Source organism: Streptomyces sp. NPDC002566 (assembly GCF_042889585.1).
Classification (GTDB): Bacteria; Actinomycetota; Actinomycetes; order Streptomycetales; family Streptomycetaceae; genus Streptomyces.
The window spans coordinates 1165393-1181248 of record NZ_JBIARD010000002.1 but is presented as its reverse complement, the minus strand read 5'-3'; the positions used below and the strand labels follow the sequence as shown (position 1 = coordinate 1181248).

Here is a 15856-nt window from a genome sequence, read left to right as displayed (position 1 = left end):
TGCGACGCACAGCCGGGCGGCCGGTGAACCCCGCCCGTGGGTCCCGTGAGCGGGACCCCGTAAGTGGAACCCCGAGCATGGACGGAACGTGTCGGACCTCGACCTGCTGACCCAGTCCCTGGCGCGCAACGTCAAGCGCTGGCGCGCCGAGCGCGGCTTCACCCTCGACACGCTCGCCGCCCGCGCGGGTGTCAGCCGGGGCATGTTGATCCAGATCGAGCAGGCCCGCACCAACCCCAGCCTCGGCACCGTCGTCAAGATCGGCGACGCGCTCGGCGTCAGCATCACCACCCTGCTCGACTACGAACAGGGCCCCAAGGTGCGCGTCGTCCCCGCCGACCAGGTCGTCCGGCTGTGGCACACCGACGCGGGCAGCTACAGCCGCCTGCTCGCCGGCACCGAGGCGCCCGGCCCGCTGGAGATGTGGGAGTGGCGGCTGATGCCGGGCGAGAGCAGCGGCTCCGACCCGCATCCGACGGGCACGGTGGAGATCGTCCACGTGACGGCGGGCGAGCTGACCCTCACGGTCGAGGGCGACGAGTACCGCGTCCCGGCCGGTGCGAGCGCCACCTTCGACGCCGACGCGCCCCACACGTACGGCAACCGGGGCGAGACCCCGACGGAGCTGGTGCTGACCGTGTCCGTGCCGCCGGTGCGCTGAACGGCTGCACGACGCACGCGGCACGTCGTGACGGAGCGTCAGGTACTCGCGTGATGGGCCAGTTTGAGGTGCGGGTCCGCCTCGCCGGGCGCAGCCGCCGGGTCGGCGTGGACCAGGGCGGCCGTCAGGCGGGGCACGGCGTGCAGCAACGCGTGCTCGGCGTCCACGGCGATCGCGTGCGCCTGACGTACCGTCACCTCGCCGTCCACGACCACCGTCACCTCCGCGCGCAACCGGTGCCCGATCCAGCGCAGCCGCAGCTCGCCCACCTCACGCACCCCCGCGACCTCACGCAGCGCCCCCTCGGCCCGGTCCACCAACGCCGGGTCGACGGCGTCCATCATCCGCCGGAACACCTCCCGCGCCGCGTCCCGCAGGACCAGCGCGATGGCCGCGGTGATCGCCAGCCCGACGACGGGGTCCGCGAACCGCCACCCCAGCGCCGAGCCCCCGGCGCCCAGCAGCACGGCCAGCGAGGTGAAGCCGTCGGCGCGCGCGTGCAGGCCGTCCGCGACCAGCGCCGCCGAGCCGATCGCCCGGCCGACGCGGATGCGGTAGCGGGCCACCCACTCGTTGCCCGCGAACCCGGCCAGCGCGGCGACCGCCACCGCCGGCAGGTGCTCGACGGGCCGGGGGTCCAGCAGCCGCTCGACGGCCGTCCAACCGGCGAAGACCGCCGAGGCGGCGATGACCAGCACGATCACGAGGCCCGCCAGGTCCTCCGCCCGGCCGTAGCCGTAGGTGAAGCGCCGCGTGGCCGCCCGGCGTCCCAGCATGAACGCGATCCCGAGCGGGACCGCGGTGAGGGCGTCGGCGGCGTTGTGCACCGTGTCGCCGAGCAGCGCGACCGACCCCGAGACCGCGACGACGACCGCCTGCGCGAGCGCGGTCGCGCCGAGCACCGCCAGTGAGACCCACAGCGCGCGCAGGCCCCGGGAGGAGGTCTCCAGCGCCGCGTCCAGCTTGTCGGCGCTCTCGTGGGAGTGCCGGCGCCAGGGGGTGTGCGGGTGGGCGTGCTTGTGGGCGTGGCCGTGTTCATGCGGGTGCCCGTGCCCGTGCCCGTGCTCATGCGGATGCTGGTGTCCGTGCCCGTGGCCGGTCGTGTGCTGCTCGCTCACCTCGGTCCCCTTCCGGTGCTCGGGGTGGACTCATGCCCGTCCCCAGCGCCATTATGTGCGTATGAGCGCACGCATGCACCTGTCAGCTGCACACCATGCGCATCCGCGCACCCCCGGCGAGGAGCAGTTCGCCCTCGCCGCCGAACTCCTCGCGCTGCTCGGCGACCGCACCCGGCTCGCTCTGCTGCACGCCCTGACCTCGGGCGAGGCGGACGTGACGACGCTGACCGAGGCGTGCGGGGCGGCCCGGCCGGCGGTCAGTCAGCATCTGGCGCGGCTGCGGCTGGCGGGGCTGGTGACCACCCGCAAGGAGGGGCGGAGGGTGGTCTACTCGCTGCGCGACGGCCACCTGCGCCGCCTGGTGGACGAGGCGCTGAACGTCGCCGACCACCGACTCGGCGGGGAGCCGGTGCACGACTGAGCGGCGACTGCTTGACAGTGCCCATATCGATTGTCGATAGTATCGACAATCGATATGGGCACTGCGATGTGCAGGGGGGACCATGAGCGCGAAGTCCTGGTGGAGCCGGTGGAGCCGCACCGACAGCCGCATGCTGGAGGCTGCTCTCGGCCTGGCCGCACTGCTGGCCGGGGTCTTCGAGGTGCTGCTCCCGGCCCTCGGCGTGGTCGGCCTCGTCGACCCCGTCGACACCCGCGAGGTCGAGACCGACACCGCGACTCTGATGCCGGGCGAGGTGACCGAAGCGACGGCCGGCCAGGGCGTGACCCTCACCGGCCTCCGCAAGGCCGACCTCGTCCTCACTGACCCCGACCTGGGCGAGCGGCTGCTGCTGGCGCTCCCGCAGATCGTCGGCGGCCTGTTCCTGCTGCTCATCCTGGCCCTGCTGGTTCAGCTGGCCAGGACCCTGCGCGACGGCGACGTCTTCGTGCCGAGGAACGCCCGCCGCCTGAGCGTCGTGGGACTCGTGGTGCTGGCACAGGCGGTGCTCGCCCCGGCGCTGTCGGCGCTCACCACACAGATGCTGGTCGGCGGCACCCCCACGGGCGACCGGATCCCGTTCTCGGCCACCTTCAGCGGAGGGTACGTCCTGCTGGCCTTGCTCGTCCTGGCCCTGGGCGAGGTCTTCCGACGCGGCACGAAGCTGCGCGCCGACGTCGAGGGGCTGGTCTGATGCCGCCGGAGGAGGAGCACCGGGTCCAGGTCCACCTGGACCGCCTGCTGGCCGAGCGCGGCATGACCCTGTCCGAACTGGCGACCAGGGTCGGGGTGACGGTGGCCAACCTCTCCATCTTGAAGAACGACCGGGCGAAGGCGATCCGCTTCTCCACCCTCACCGCGATCTGCCACGAACTCGACTGCCAGCCCGGCGACTTGCTCAGCGTCCGCGAGGACGGACCTTGACCTCGATCACGCCACCGACGCCGGACAGGGCATCAAGGGCGGGTCAGGCGGGGGATCTCGATCGCCGGGCAGCGGTCCATCAGCATCTCCAGGCCCGCTGCGCGCGTGCGGTCGTAGGCGGACTCGTCCACGACGCCCAGCTGGAACCACACCGCCTTCGCGCCCTTGGCGACCGCCTCGTCCGCGACCGCTCCCGCGAGGTCGCTGTTGACGAACACGTCGACGACGTCCACCTCGAAGGGGATGTCCGCGAGGGAGGCGTAGCCCTGCTCGCCGTGCACCGTCTCCGCCTTGGGGTGCACCGGGACGACCCGCTTGCCGAAGCGCTGGAGCACCTCGGCGACGCCGTAGGCCGCGCGCCGGGAGTTCGAGGACAGGCCCACCACCGCCCAGGTGTCGCCCAGTTCGGTGAGGATCTTGCGGACGGTTGCCTCGTCGCCGTACACGGGCGGCCTCCTGAAGCTTGTGTGTGCTTGCGCTGTCTGCCGATGAGGGTGCTCGCACGGACAACAGCGGACACGCGGCACTCATTCCGCGCGGTCGGCCTGCGGGCGGGCCGTCGGCCGCCTACGCTCGGCCCGTGCTGCGCATCATCGACGCCCGAACCGGCGAGTACGTCACCGCCGCCCCCGCCCGCCGTGGACTGACCCGTGTCGAGGCCCACGCCTCGGGCGACGACACGGGCGCGTTGCGTGTCCTGCTCGTCGCCGACGTGCTCGTCCGCGCCCTGGAGCTCGGCGGCACGCCCGTGCTGGCCACGCTCACCGCCGGCGGAGAGCCGGCGAAGCTGCGGGCGGCCGCCGCGGCCCTCGGCATCCGGCCCTTCGAGGAGGGACGGGGGCCCGGGGACGGCTTGGGCGGGGCGCAGGCCCTGCACGTGGTGAGAGCGGGCGCCGAGACGCCCGACGGCGTCAGGATCGGCGTGGGGCCGGTGCTCACCCCCGCCTCGGCGTCGCGGGACGCCGACCCCGCCGTCCTCCGCCTCGCCCTGCTCTCCCACCGCCACGGCGAGCCCGTCGCCCTCGACGAGACGGCTCTGGGCGCGGCCCGCGACACCCTCGTCCGCTGGCGCGGCGCGGTCGCCGACTGGGCGCGGCGGCCCTCGCGCCCGGTCCCCGAAGAGGTGCGCGGACGGCTGAGGGCCGCGTGGGAGGACGACCTCGACGTGCCCGAGGTGCTGCGCACACTGCGCCGCGTGGAGGAGGCGGGCCCCCAACTCCCGGACGGGGCCCGCTTCGAGACCTACGCCTACGCCGACCGCCTCCTGGGCCTGGAGCTCACCCGTGACCTGGGATCGCCGTCATGAACGCGAGGGCGGAGGGGACCGGCGCGGAGTCTCGTCCCGAGAGCCCGGCCGTGGCCGGCGTCGTGCCGCTGCGGCGGCTGGTGGTGATGCGGCACGCCAAGTCGGCCTGGCCCGAAGGGACCCCCGACCACGAGAGGCCACTGGCGCCGCGCGGACTCCGGGACGCGCCGGCCGCCGGCCGCGCGCTCGCGCGGGCGGGCTGGATCCCGGACCTCGCGGTGTGCTCCACCGCCGAGCGCGCCCGCCGCACCTGGGAACTGGCCTCGGCCGAGTGGCAGGCAGCGACGCCGGTCCGCCACGAGCCCCGGCTGTACGCGGCCGACGCCGCCGACCTGCTGGAGGTCGCCCAAGAAACGCCGCCCGAGGTGGGCACCCTGCTGCTGGTGGGGCACAACCCCGGTCTGGAAGAGCTGATCCTCACCCTGGCCGCCGAGGGCGTCGACGACACCCTCACCGCGGTCCGCACGAAGTTCCCGACCTCCGCGATCGCAATCCTGGACTGGCACGGCCTCACCTGGCAGACCCTGTCCCCCCACACAGCTCTCCTCTCAGCGTTCACCATCCCCAGAGGACGCGACCGTGCCTGACCTCGACCACCGCGACGCCGTACGCAGGCAGTGCGCCCGACACCCGGTCCTGGCCGGTGTGATCGGGGCGGGCTCTGAGCGCTCTGTCGGTGGCACGCCGTAGGGTGCGCGCATGTCACCAAGGGGGGAACGAATATGGGCTTTTCGGGTCATTTGGTCTTCGCTCGTAGCGACCGTCCGCTGCTGAAGGCGCCCGTGTTCGACAGCGTCGGGCGAGAGCTGAAGGACACCGTGCATGCGTGGTGGCCACGGCCGGGTGGTTGGCAGACACTCGAGGTGCGTCACGGCCTGTGGCGGGACGGCCACCTGTCCGCGCTGGTCGGATGGACGGGCGCCCCGGCCTGCGTCGCGGACGTCCATGACGGCGACGTGGCCCTCGTCGCCGGGCTGGGAACCGACGGGCGGAGTTGGCGGGCGTGGCTCAAGCCCGACGTCGCTGCGGCATTTCTCACTCCGGGGCCCGAGGACCAGGACGACACGAGCCTGTGGGAGGGCACAGCCGAGTTCGAAGAGGCCGTCAAGCGCAAGCGCGCTGAGCTCGAAGCCGAGATTCCGGTCGGAGCGGAAGGCGCCATCCGATGGGCCGCAGCGGCCGGCATCCCAGTTACAGCGCCGCGATCCCGGATCGAGAAGCTCCTGCGATCGCGGGAGACCTTTGTGGAGGACGTGTTCAGCATGCTGCTGGACGAGTTGGGCTTTCCTCGGGCCGTCCAGCCCTCACCGGAGTCATGAGAACCGGCGCACCCGCTCGGTCGGCACGTCCCCGCCCACCGTCTACCCTGGCCGGATGCAGGACGAGTACCGCACCGTCGCCCGTGCCGGTGTGCATGAGGTCGAGGTCAATCGGTCCCGGTTTCTTTGTGCGCTCGGGGCCGTGGCCGATGAGCGGGAGGCTCAGGAGTTCGTCGCGGCCGTTCGCAAGGAGCACGCCGACGCCAGTCACAACTGCTGGGCCTACGTCATCGGCGCCGACGCCGGGATCCAGAAGGCGAGCGACGACGGCGAACCCGGCGGCACCGCTGGTGTGCCCATGCTCCAGATGCTGCTGCGCCGCGACATGCGGTACGTCGTCGCTGTCGTCACCCGCTACTACGGCGGCGTCAAGCTCGGCGCCGGCGGACTCATCCGCGCGTACGGCGGCGCCGTCGGCGAGGCCCTGGACGTCCTCGGCACCCGCACCCGCCGCCGCTTCCGCCTAGCCACCGTCACCGTGGACCACCAGCGCGCCGGCAAGCTCCAGAACGACCTGCACGCCACGCGTCGCGAGGTCCGCGACGTCCGCTACGGCGAGGCGGTCACGATCGAGATCGGCCTGCCGGACGCCGACGTGGACGCCTTCCGCCACTGGCTCGCCGACGCGACGGCGGGGACGGCCGGGTTCGAGCTCGGCGGGGAGGCGTACGGGGACGTCTGACGATTCCGTGTGGCCGATATGATGATGCGATACGGGAGTAACCGCCCGTGATGTCACACCCGGCCGTTAGTCTCGAGGATCATGAGGTTCCTGCACACGTCCGACTGGCACCTCGGCCGGGCCTTCCACCGGGTGAACATGCTCGGCGCCCAAGCCGAGTTCATCGCCCACCTCGTCGGCACAGCGCGTGAGCGCGAGGTCGACGCGGTGGTCGTCTCGGGTGATGTGTACGACAGGGCGGTCCCGCCGCTGGCCGCCGTCGAGCTGTTCGACGACGCCCTGCACCGGCTCGCCGAGCTGGGCGTGCCCACGGTGATGATCTCCGGCAACCACGACTCCGCGCGCCGCCTCGGAGTGGGCGCCGGCCTCATCGGCCGCGCCGGCATACACCTGCGCACCGACCCGGCCGCCGCCGGCACACCGGTCGTGCTGGCGGACGCCTTCGGCGACGTGGCCTTCTACGGCCTGCCCTACCTCGAACCCGCCCTAGTCAAGGACGAGTTCGGGGTGGAGAAGGCCGGCCACGAGGCCGTTCTCGCCGCCGCCATGGACCGTGTGCGCGCCGACCTCGCCGCACGCGCGCCGGGCACCCGCTCGGTCGTCCTCGCGCACGCCTTCGTCACCGGCGGCCAACCCAGCGACAGCGAGCGGGACATCACCGTCGGCGGTGTCGCCTCCGTGCCCGCCGGCGTCTTCGACGGCGTCGACTACACGGCCCTCGGGCACCTGCACGGTTGCCAGACCCTCACCGAGCGCGTCCGCTACTCCGGCTCCCCGCTGCCGTACTCCTTCTCGGAGGCCGCGCACCGCAAGACGATGTGGCTGGTCGACCTCGGCGACGACGGATCGCTCGCCGCCGAGCGGATCGACTGCCCCGTGCCCCGCCCGCTGGCCCGGATCCGGGGCACGCTGGAGGAACTCCTCGACGACCCAGGGCTCACCCCGCACGAGGAGGCGTGGGTCGAGGCCACCCTCACCGACGCCGCGCGCCCCGCCGACCCCATGGCCCGGCTCGCCGAGCGCTTCCCGCACACCCTCAGCCTGGTCTTCGACCCCGAGCGGACCCAGGACGACCCGGACGTCTCCTACGCCCGCCGCCTGGCAGGACGCAGCGACCAGGAGATAGCCGAGGACTTCGTCACCCACGTCCGCGGAGCCGGACCCGACGCCCACGAGCAGGGCGTGCTGCGGGACGCCTTCGACGCCGTGCGCGCCGACGACGCGGTGCGGGAGGTCGCCCGGTGAGGCTGCACCGGCTCCGGCTCACCGCCTTCGGCCCCTTCGGCGGCGCCCAGAGCGTCGACTTCGACGAGCTGTCCGCCGCCGGACTCTTCCTCCTGCACGGCCCGACGGGCGCCGGCAAGACCTCCGTCCTGGACGCCGTCTGCTACGCGCTCTATGGCGCCGTCCCCGGGGCCCGCCAGAGCGGCCAGGGCCAGACCCTGCGCAGCGACCACGCCGCCCCCGCCACCCGCACCGAGGTCACCCTCGAACTGACCGTCGCCGGACGCCGGTTGGAGGTCACCCGGCAGCCCCCCTGGGAGCGCCCCAAGAAACGCGGCACGGGCACCACGGTCGAGAAGGCCCAGAGCTGGCTGCGCGAGTACGACGCAGGCGCCGGCGCCTGGAAGGACCTCAGCCGCTCCCACCAGGAGATCGGCGAGGAGATCGGCCAGCTGCTCGGGATGAGCCGCGAGCAGTTCTGCCAGGTCGTGCTGCTGCCGCAGGGCGACTTCGCCCGCTTCCTGCGCGCCGACGCCGAGGCGCGCGGCCGGCTGCTCGGGCGGCTCTTCGACACCCGCCGCTTCGCCGACGTCGAGAAGCGCCTCGCCGAGCGCCGCCGCATCGCCGAGGCGCGCGTGCGCGAGGCCGACGCCGCGCTGCTCGCCGACGCGCACCGCATGCAGCAGGCCGCCGGCGACGCCATGGAACTGCCCGAGCTGACCCCGGGCGAACCAGGGCTCGCCGAGGCCGTGCTGAGCGCCGCCGCCGTCGCCCGCAGCACCGCCCGCGAGCAGCTCACCATCGCCCGCCACGGCCGCCTCGCCGCCGAGTCGGCCCAGGCCGCCGCCGACCGCGACCTGTCCGACGTCCGCGAACTCGCCCGGCTCCAGCGGCGGTTCGAGGAAGCACGCGAACGGGCGGCGGTGCTCGAGGAGCGGGCCGGGGAGCACCGCGAGGCGCAGGCGCGGATGGAGCGGGCGCGCAAGGCGGAGGCGGTGGCGCCGGCGCTGGAGTTGCGGGAGTCCGCCGCCGCCGAGCACCGCGCCGCGGCCGCCGCCGAGGCACGCGCGCGTGCGCTGCTGCCGGAGCGGTTCGCGGACGACGGCGCCGCCGGACTCGCCGCCGCCGCCCGCCGGGCCGCCGAGGAGCTCGGCGGCCTGGAGTCCGCCCGCCGCGGCGAACGCCGGCTGGCCGAACTGGCCGCCGAACGGGCCGACCTGGACCGGCAGGAGCGCGCCGACGACGACGTCCTCACGGAGACGGAGGGCTGGCTCGCCGACTGGGACGCCACCCGTGCGGAACTCCAGCGCCGGATCGACTCCGCCCAGGAGGCCGCCGCCCACGCCGAACAGCTCGCCGTGCGACGCGAGCCCGCCGGGCGCCGGCTCGACGCCGCCCGGCAGCGCGACCGGCTGGCCCGCGACACCGAGGAGGCTCAGCGCCGCGCCCTCGCCGCGGCCGACCGCGCCCTCCAGGCGCGCACCCACTGGCTCGACCTCAAGGAGCAGCGGCTCGACGGCATCGCCGCCGAACTCGCCGCCACTCTCAAGGACGGCGCGCCCTGCGCCGTCTGCGGCGCCACCGAGCACCCCGCGCCCGCCCGCAAGGACGCCGGGCACATCGACCGCGAGGCCGAGGAACAGGCCCTCGCCGCCCTGCAGAGCGCCGAACAGCGCCGTGCGGACGCCGAACGCGACCTCGGCGCGGTCCGGGAGGCGCTCGCCGGGGCCGTCGCCGAAGCCGGCGACACTCCCACCGAGCAGCTCGCCGCGGAGGCCGGGGAACTGGACCTCGAACACGCCCGGGCCCGCCGGGACGCCTCCGCGCTGCACCCCGCGCGCGAGGAACTGCGCCGCGCCGAGCAGGAACACCAGCGGCGCACCGCCGCCCAGCGTGAGGCGCAGGTCAGGGCCGCCTCCCGGGTCGGCCACCGGGACCGGCTGGAGCGTGAACGGGAATCCCTGGAAGAGGAGTTGAGGCAGGCCAGGGGAGGCGCGCAGAGCGTCGCCGCGCGGATCGGGCACCTGGAGCGCCAGGCCGCCCTGCTCACCGAGGCCGCCGACGCCGTCCGCGCGGCCGAGGACGCCGCCGCCCGTCTGAAGACCGCCGACGGACGCCTCGACCAGGCCGCGTTCAAGGCCGGGTTCGACACCCCGCAGGCCGCCGCCGACGCCCTCCTCGACGACGCCGCACACCGCGAGCTGCAACGCCGTCTGGACGCCCGGCAGGCCGAGGAGACCGCCGTACGGGCCGTCCTCGCCGAACCGGAGACCGCGGCCGCCGCCCAGCGGCCGCCCGCCGACCTCGCCGCCGCCCGGGAGGCCGCCGGCCGGGCCGCCGACCGACTGCGCCGGGCCGCCTCCGCCGAGGACGCCGCCGCCCGCCGCTGCGAGGAACTCGACCGCCTCTCCGCGCGCGCCGCCGACGGCGTACGGCGGCTCGGGCCGCTGCGCGAGGAGTACGACCGCGTCGCCCGCATGGCCGGCCTCACCGCCGGCACCTCCGCCGACAACGAGCGCAAGATGCGCCTGGAGTCCTACGTTCTGGCCGCCCGCCTGGAACAGGTGGCCGCCGCCGCGACCGCGCGGCTGCAGCGCATGTCCTCCGGGCGCTACACCCTCGTCCACTCCGACGACCGGACCGGGCGCGGGCGCAGCGGCCTCGGGCTGCACGTCGTGGACGCCTGGACCGGCCGCGAGCGGGACACGGCCACGCTGTCCGGCGGCGAGACCTTCTTCGCCTCCCTCGCCCTCGCCCTCGGTCTCGCCGACGTCGTCACCGACGAGGCGGGCGGGGTCCGCCTGGACACGCTCTTCATCGACGAGGGCTTCGGCAGCCTCGACGACCAGACGCTGGACGAGGTCCTCGACGTCCTCGACTCGCTGCGCGAACGCGACCGCAGCGTCGGCATCGTCAGCCACGTGGCCGATCTGCGCCGCCGGATCCACGCCCGGCTGGAGGTCGTCAAGGACCGCACGGGCTCCAGCGTGCGCCAGCGCGTCAACTGACCCCCGGCCGCGCTGATGCCGCCCGAGCACGGCGGGGACCCTGAGGCCCCCGCCTCGGCATCCGCTCAGAGCTGCGACAGCTCGTCCACCAGATCGTCCAGACCCAGCGAGCCCTGCGAAAGGGCCGCCATGTGCCAGGACTTGAGGTCGAAGGCGTCGCCGTGCCGCTCGCGCGCCTTCTCCCGGCCCAGCAGCCAGGCCCGCTCACCCAGCTTGTAGCCGATCGCCTGACCCGGGATGGTCAGATAGCGGGTCAGCTCGCTCTCCACGAAGTCCTCGGAGCGGCTGCTGTGCGCGTTGAAGAACTCCTCGGCCAGCTCCGGCGTCCAGCGCTCACCCGGGTGGAAGGGCGAGTCCCCGGGGATCTCCAGCTCCAGGTGCATGCCGATGTCCACGATGACCCGCACGGCCCGCATCATCTGCGCGTCCAGGTAGCCGAGCCGCTGCTCGGCGTCCGTGAGGAAGCCCAGCTCGTCCATGAGCCGCTCCGCGTACAGCGCCCAGCCCTCGGCGTTGGCGCTGACGATGCCGACGGTGGCCTGGTAGCGGGAGAGGTTCTCCGCCACGTGCACCCACTGCGCGAGCTGGAGGTGATGGCCGGGGACGCCCTCGTGGTACCAGGTGGAGACGAGGTCGTAGACCGGGAAACGGTTCAGGCCCATCGTCGGCAGCCAGGTGCGGCCGGGACGGGAGAAGTCCTCCGACGGGGGCGTGTAGTACGGGGCGGCCGCGCTGCCCGCCGGGGCGATCCGCGACTCCACCTTCCGTACCCGCTCGGCGAGTTCGAAGTGGGTGCCGTCCAGGGCGTCGATCGCCTGGTCCATCAGCCCCTGCAGCCAGTCGCGGACCTCGTCGACGCCCTCGATGTGCTTGCCGTGCTCGTCGAGGTGCGCGAGGGCCGCCCACGGCGACGCGGCGCCCGGGAGGACCTTCTCCGCCTCCCGCCGCATCTCCGCGAGCAGCCGGTGGTACTCGGCCCAGCCGTACGCGTACGCCTCGTCCAGGTCGAGGTCGGTGCCGTTGAAGTAGCGCGACCAGCGGGCGTACCGCTCACGGCCGACGGTCTGCGGCGCGCCCTCCACGGCGGGCGCGTACACGTCGCGCATGAAGTCCCGCAGCTCCACGACCGCCGCGGTCGCCGTCCGGGCCGCCTCGTCCAGCTCGGCGCGCAGCGACTCGGGCCCCGCGGCGGCGAACTCCTCGAACCAGCCGCGGCCCGAGCCGTCGGTGTCGGCCCACTCCGTGAGCTGTGCGACGAAGGCAGCGGTCGGCCGCGGAGCCGCGTACAGCTTGCGCTCCAGGCCGAGTTCCAGCGACTCCCGGTAGCCGGCCAGCGCCGCCGGGACCGCGCGCAGCCGCCGGCCGATCGCGGCCCAGTCGTCGTCGGTCCCCGTCGGCGTCACGGTGAACACCTCGCGCACGTTGTGCACCGGCATCCCCAGGTTGCCGACCGCGCGCAGCCCTTCCTCGGCCTCGTGGACGGCGAGCTGGGCGGTGAGCCGCTCGCGCAGCAGGCGCGCGCACCGGCGCTCGACGTCCCGTTCCGCGCCGGGCCGCCGCTCCGCCTCGGCGAGCCGCGTCAGGGTGTCCCGCGAGAGACGCGCGAGGGCCTCCTGTCCGGCGGGCGACAGGTCGGGCAGTCGGCTCGAACTCTCCGGCACGCCGAGGTAGGTGCCGGTGACCGGGTCGAGGGCGATGAGCTCGTCGACGTAGGCGTCGGCGACCTCTCGGGGCAGCGGGCTGGTGATCTCTGACATGCGGCCATCCTCGTACGCGTACCGGCGCCGCGTCAGCCCCGTCTCCCCGGACGGCGCGCCGAGTCAGCCTGATCGCGCCGGTTCAGTCCTGCGAAGACGGCGGCGGCGGTGGGGCCGGCGGGCCGGGCGGGAGCAGCGGGCCGCAGTCCCACCGCTGGAAGATCAGCCGGGTCTCCACCCGGGCCACCTCCCGCCGGGCCGTGAACTCGTCCAGGACGAGCCGCTGCAGATCGGCCATGTCCGCGACCGCGACGTGCACGAGATAGTCGTCGGGCCCGGTCAGGTGGAACACGGTGAGCGCCTCAGGAAGCGCCCGCACCCGCTCCACGAACGGCCCCACCAGCTCCCGCCGGTGCGGCCGGACCTGCACTGACAACAGCGCCTGCAGCCCCCGCCCTAGTTTGGCCGGATCGAGCCGCAGCTGGTGCCCGAGGATCACACCCGAGCGGCGCAGCCGCGTCACCCGGTCCAGGCACGTCGACGGCGCGAGCCCGACCTGCGCCGCGAGATCGCGGTAGGTGGTCCGGGCGTCGTTCTGCAGCAGCCGCAGCAGCTGGAGGTCCACCGGGTCGAGTACGACGGAATCGGCCATCGGCCGAACGTAGCACGGCCGATTCCCCGCCGACACCGTCCGGTGTTCACCCTGCCGTCCATGGACTTTGCCTCCGCGAGCACACACGCGTACGACGGTGTACGCACGCCGGGAACGCCCCGCGCACTGGCCACCGAAGCCGTGCACGCCGGCCGGGACGACCTGGCCCGCCAGGGCCTGCACGCCCCGCCCATCGACCTGTCCACCACCTATCCCTCCTACGACAGCCGTGCCGAGGCCGCCCGCATCGACGCGTTCGCCGCCACCGGCGCCGAACCGGAGGGCCCGCCCGTCTACGGCCGGCTGGGCAACCCCACGGTCGCCCGCTTCGAGACAGCCCTCGCCCGGCTGGAGGGCACCGAGAGCGCGGTCGCCTTCGCCAGCGGCATGGCCGCGCTGAGCGCGGTGCTGCTCGCGCGCGGCTCGCTGGGCCTGCGGCACGTGGTGGCCGTCCGCCCGCTGTACGGGTGCAGCGACCATCTGCTGACCGCGGGGCTGCTCGGCTCGGAGGTCACCTGGACCGACCCGGCCGGGATCGCGGACGCGCTGCGCCCCGACACCGGGCTGGTGATGGTCGAGTCGCCGGCCAACCCGACCCTCGCCGAGGTCGATCTTCGGGCGGTGGCCCACGCCTGCGGATCCGTGCCGCTGCTCGCCGACAACACCTTCGCCACACCGGTGCTCCAGCGGCCCGCCGAGCAGGGCGCGCGGCTCGTGCTGCACAGCGCGACCAAGTACCTCGGCGGCCACGGGGACGTCATGGCGGGCGTGGTCGCCTGCGACGAGGAGTTCGCGGGGCGGCTGCGGCAGACACGGTTCGCCACCGGCGGGGTGCTGCACCCGCTCGCCGGCTACCTGCTGCTGCGCGGGCTGTCGACGCTTCCGGTGCGGGTGCGGGCCGCCTCGGCGACCGCCGCCGAGCTGGTCCGCCGGCTGGCCGCGGACCCCCGCGTCGCTCGCGTCCACTATCCGCAGATAAGCGGCGCGATGGTCGCCTTCGAGGTGTACGGCGATCCGCACGAGGTGATCGCCGGCGTCCGGCTGATCACCCCCGCCGTGAGCCTCGGCAGCGTCGACACCCTCATCCAGCACCCGGCGTCCATCAGTCATCGCATCGTGGACGCAGGGGACCGGCGGGACGCCGGGGTCGGCGACCGGCTGCTGCGGATGTCGGTGGGCCTGGAGGACGTCGAGGACCTGTGGGCGGACCTGGACGCGGCGCTGGGGGCCGGCCCGGCGCCCGCAATGGGAGAAACGATTCCTCGCGCACGGGCCGGGCACAGCCGCGCGGTGGTGTGACGGACCCCCGGCCGGTCGGTGACGCGGGTCGCCGTACGCGGAACGGCCCGGCGGCGTCGTACGCCACCGGGCCGCCCTCCGGACGGTCCGCGTCAGTCGTGCGCGGCCTGCCTCTCGTAGCGGTCGGAGGCCGCCCCGGCGCCGGCCCGCTCCAGGCGGGCGGTGATCACCAGGGTGCCCTCCTCGATCTGGTAGTCGAGGGGCAGACCCAGCCCGCGCATGGCGGCGACCATGCCGGTGTTGGAGGCCTGCGTCACCGCGTAGACGCTCGCGCAGCCCGCCTCCCGGGCCATCGCGACCAGCCGGCCCAGCAGTTCGCCGCCGATGCCGCGCCGCTGCCACTCGTCCTCGACGAGCAGGGCGACCTCCGTCTCGTCCCCGTCCCACAGCAGATGGCCGAGGGCGATGACGCGTCCCGACGGCGTCTGCACGGCGAGGGTGCGGCCGTGGCGCGGGCTGAGCAGGTGGGTGAGGTAGCGGTCGGCGTCGCCGACGGGCCCGTGGTAGCGCAGCCCGAGCGTGCGGGGCGAGCAGCGCAGGTGCATCGCCTTGGCCGCCTTCACGTCACCGGCGCCGGCCCGGCGCACGGTGATGTCGTCGCCCTGAGGCAGCGTCAGCACGTCGAGCTGGGGCGGGACACGCGGACCGAGCCGGGCGTCCAGCTCGACCAGCGCGCGCGCCCGCGCGAACTCGGTCGGGGTGAACGGCAGATACGGCCGCTCCACGGTGATCACTCCGCCTTCCGGCGCCCGCAGGCGCATGACGGTGTCCTCCAGCACACCCTCCACGGGGACGTGCTCCGGCTCCCGGCCGCCGGGTCCGCCCGTGGCGGGCAGCGAGCGGATCGTGCACCGGCCCAGCAACTGGCGCAGGGCGAGGGGAAGTTCGGCGGGGTCGAGAGCGGTGCGGGTGGCCAGGCCCAGGACCCTGGTCGGGGCGTCCACGAGGTCGTGGGCGTCGGCCCGTTCGATCCAGGTGTCCGTGCCGCCGGCCTGAGCCACGGTCCCGGTGACCTCCGCCGCCGTGAGCGCGCCGGGCGCCCGCAGGAGGAACTCGTCCACCGTGTCCTCGCCCAGCGGGTGCGTCTGGAGGCTCAGGATGTCGACCCGGTGTGCGGCGAGGGCCGCGCAGAGTGCGGCCAGCGAACCCGGCTCGTCCTTCACCGTCGTGCGCATCCGCCACAGCGTGCTCGACTCGGCGGCGGGAGCGGGGAGTTCGGACTTCTGCCCGGCCGGCCCCGTCGCTGAGGGCGGCCGGGCGCCGGTATCGCCGGTATCGCTCGCGGGCGGCACGTGGTCGTGGCGCCGTGTGAGCCACGGGGTGGCGAACTCCAGGGCGGCGCGCAGCCGGCGGCGCGCCGGGCGCTTGGGGTCGCAGTGCGTGTCGTCAGTCATGTCTCGAGTCATGCAGCCACTGTGAAGGAACGGTGTTGCGTGATCACGAACGGTTTGTGACCGATGGGTAAAGGAACCATTTGACCCTTTCATCAAGAGTTGTACGGGTATGGAGGCGTGCGCCGTCCGGACT

The 15856-nt window shown here is 74.2% G+C and carries 16 protein-coding genes; 11 read left to right on the top strand and 5 right to left on the bottom strand.

Annotation, left to right across the window (positions count from 1 at the left end; translation table 11 throughout):
• Nucleotides 1–88: 88 nt before the first annotated feature.
• The gene (locus tag ACFYXA_RS12245) at nt 89–661 is read left to right on the top strand and encodes a helix-turn-helix domain-containing protein (RefSeq protein WP_130439803.1); all 573 of its coding nucleotides are present in this window, start codon (nt 89–91) and stop codon (nt 659–661) included.
• Nucleotides 662–699: 38 nt separating this feature from the next.
• Here ACFYXA_RS12245 and ACFYXA_RS12240 read toward each other — a convergent pair whose 3' ends face one another.
• Nucleotides 700–1779, bottom strand: a complete 1080-nt coding sequence (locus ACFYXA_RS12240; protein ID WP_389031372.1) for a cation diffusion facilitator family transporter — start codon at nt 1777–1779, stop codon at nt 700–702.
• A gap of 61 nt (nt 1780–1840) precedes the next feature.
• On the opposite strand from ACFYXA_RS12240, the gene ACFYXA_RS12235 reads away from it, so the two are divergent.
• The 3 genes from ACFYXA_RS12235 (at nt 1841) to ACFYXA_RS12225 (ending at nt 3142) form a co-directional block, all read left to right on the top strand.
• Nucleotides 1841–2200 (top strand): metalloregulator ArsR/SmtB family transcription factor, encoded by a 360-nt coding sequence (locus ACFYXA_RS12235; protein ID WP_351338861.1) that lies wholly within the window; start codon nt 1841–1843, stop codon nt 2198–2200.
• Nucleotides 2201–2282: 82 nt separating this feature from the next.
• Entirely contained in the window at nt 2283–2912 is a 630-nt protein-coding gene (locus tag ACFYXA_RS12230; protein ID WP_389031368.1) for a DUF2975 domain-containing protein, read from the top strand.
• On the top strand, nt 2912–3142 hold the full coding sequence (locus ACFYXA_RS12225) for a helix-turn-helix domain-containing protein (RefSeq protein WP_389031366.1): 231 nt from the start codon (nt 2912–2914) through the stop codon (nt 3140–3142). Before ACFYXA_RS12230 ends, ACFYXA_RS12225 begins: the two co-directional genes overlap by 1 nt.
• A 32-nt stretch (nt 3143–3174) precedes the next feature.
• On the opposite strand, the gene ACFYXA_RS12220 is transcribed toward ACFYXA_RS12225, so the two are convergent.
• Nucleotides 3175–3588 carry a CoA-binding protein gene (locus ACFYXA_RS12220; RefSeq protein WP_389031362.1) on the bottom strand — a complete coding sequence of 138 codons (414 nt, stop codon included), beginning with the start codon at nt 3586–3588 and terminating at the stop codon, nt 3175–3177.
• A 134-nt stretch (nt 3589–3722) separates the two neighbouring features.
• Between ACFYXA_RS12220 and ACFYXA_RS12215 the strand changes: the two genes are divergently transcribed.
• The 6 genes from ACFYXA_RS12215 (at nt 3723) to ACFYXA_RS12190 (ending at nt 10681) form a co-directional block, all read left to right on the top strand.
• Nucleotides 3723–4448 (top strand): hypothetical protein, encoded by a 726-nt coding sequence (locus tag ACFYXA_RS12215; protein ID WP_389031359.1) that lies wholly within the window; start codon nt 3723–3725, stop codon nt 4446–4448.
• A complete protein-coding gene (locus ACFYXA_RS12210) occupies nt 4445–5035 on the top strand; it encodes a SixA phosphatase family protein (protein ID WP_389031356.1) in 591 nt (196 codons plus the stop codon). Before ACFYXA_RS12215 ends, ACFYXA_RS12210 begins: the two co-directional genes overlap by 4 nt.
• 195 nt (nt 5036–5230) lie before the next feature.
• A complete protein-coding gene (locus ACFYXA_RS12205; protein ID WP_389031353.1) occupies nt 5231–5767 on the top strand; it encodes a hypothetical protein in 537 nt (178 codons plus the stop codon).
• 55 nt (nt 5768–5822) lie between these two features.
• Complete coding sequence (locus tag ACFYXA_RS12200; RefSeq protein ID WP_352252978.1) at nt 5823–6449, top strand: YigZ family protein; 627 nt, start codon at nt 5823–5825, stop codon at nt 6447–6449.
• An 81-nt stretch (nt 6450–6530) separates the two neighbouring features.
• Nucleotides 6531–7694, top strand: a complete 1164-nt coding sequence (locus ACFYXA_RS12195; RefSeq protein WP_389031349.1) for an exonuclease SbcCD subunit D — start codon at nt 6531–6533, stop codon at nt 7692–7694.
• The gene (locus ACFYXA_RS12190; protein ID WP_389031346.1) at nt 7691–10681 is read left to right on the top strand and encodes an AAA family ATPase; all 2991 of its coding nucleotides are present in this window, start codon (nt 7691–7693) and stop codon (nt 10679–10681) included. The genes ACFYXA_RS12195 and ACFYXA_RS12190 overlap by 4 nt, the downstream gene beginning before the upstream one ends.
• A gap of 65 nt (nt 10682–10746) precedes the next feature.
• Here the strand turns inward: ACFYXA_RS12190 and ACFYXA_RS12185 are convergent, their stop codons facing one another.
• Together ACFYXA_RS12185 and ACFYXA_RS12180 are read right to left on the bottom strand one after the other, a co-directional pair.
• Nucleotides 10747–12438, bottom strand: a complete 1692-nt coding sequence (locus tag ACFYXA_RS12185) for a DUF885 domain-containing protein (RefSeq protein ID WP_389031342.1) — start codon at nt 12436–12438, stop codon at nt 10747–10749.
• Between the two features lie 82 nt (nt 12439–12520).
• A complete protein-coding gene (locus ACFYXA_RS12180) occupies nt 12521–13030 on the bottom strand; it encodes an Lrp/AsnC family transcriptional regulator (RefSeq protein ID WP_389031339.1) in 510 nt (169 codons plus the stop codon).
• A gap of 60 nt (nt 13031–13090) precedes the next feature.
• Between ACFYXA_RS12180 and ACFYXA_RS12175 the strand changes: the two genes are divergently transcribed.
• Nucleotides 13091–14329, top strand: a complete 1239-nt coding sequence (locus tag ACFYXA_RS12175) for a trans-sulfuration enzyme family protein (protein WP_389031336.1) — start codon at nt 13091–13093, stop codon at nt 14327–14329.
• 92 nt (nt 14330–14421) lie between these two features.
• Here ACFYXA_RS12175 and ACFYXA_RS12170 read toward each other — a convergent pair whose 3' ends face one another.
• Nucleotides 14422–15723, bottom strand: a complete 1302-nt coding sequence (locus tag ACFYXA_RS12170) for a GNAT family N-acetyltransferase (RefSeq protein ID WP_352252011.1) — start codon at nt 15721–15723, stop codon at nt 14422–14424.
• Between the last annotated feature and the right edge of the window lie 133 nt (nt 15724–15856).

What these genes read in the sequence shown, in the direction of transcription:
- ACFYXA_RS12235 (WP_351338861.1), top strand. Translation starts at nt 1,841, where the DNA reads ATGAGCGCACGCATGCACCTGTCAGCTGCACACCATGCGCATCCGCGC.
- ACFYXA_RS12230 (WP_389031368.1), top strand. Translation starts at nt 2,283, where the DNA reads ATGAGCGCGAAGTCCTGGTGGAGCCGGTGGAGCCGCACCGACAGCCGC.
- ACFYXA_RS12225 (WP_389031366.1), top strand. Translation starts at nt 2,912, where the DNA reads ATGCCGCCGGAGGAGGAGCACCGGGTCCAGGTCCACCTGGACCGCCTG.
- ACFYXA_RS12210 (WP_389031356.1), top strand. Translation starts at nt 4,445, where the DNA reads ATGAACGCGAGGGCGGAGGGGACCGGCGCGGAGTCTCGTCCCGAGAGC.
- ACFYXA_RS12200 (WP_352252978.1), top strand. Translation starts at nt 5,823, where the DNA reads ATGCAGGACGAGTACCGCACCGTCGCCCGTGCCGGTGTGCATGAGGTC.
- ACFYXA_RS12195 (WP_389031349.1), top strand. Translation starts at nt 6,531, where the DNA reads ATGAGGTTCCTGCACACGTCCGACTGGCACCTCGGCCGGGCCTTCCAC.
- ACFYXA_RS12185 (WP_389031342.1), bottom strand. Translation starts at nt 12,438, where the DNA reads ATGTCAGAGATCACCAGCCCGCTGCCCCGAGAGGTCGCCGACGCCTAC.
- ACFYXA_RS12180 (WP_389031339.1), bottom strand. Translation starts at nt 13,030, where the DNA reads ATGGCCGATTCCGTCGTACTCGACCCGGTGGACCTCCAGCTGCTGCGG.
- ACFYXA_RS12175 (WP_389031336.1), top strand. Translation starts at nt 13,091, where the DNA reads ATGGACTTTGCCTCCGCGAGCACACACGCGTACGACGGTGTACGCACG.
- ACFYXA_RS12170 (WP_352252011.1), bottom strand. Translation starts at nt 15,723, where the DNA reads ATGACTGACGACACGCACTGCGACCCCAAGCGCCCGGCGCGCCGCCGG.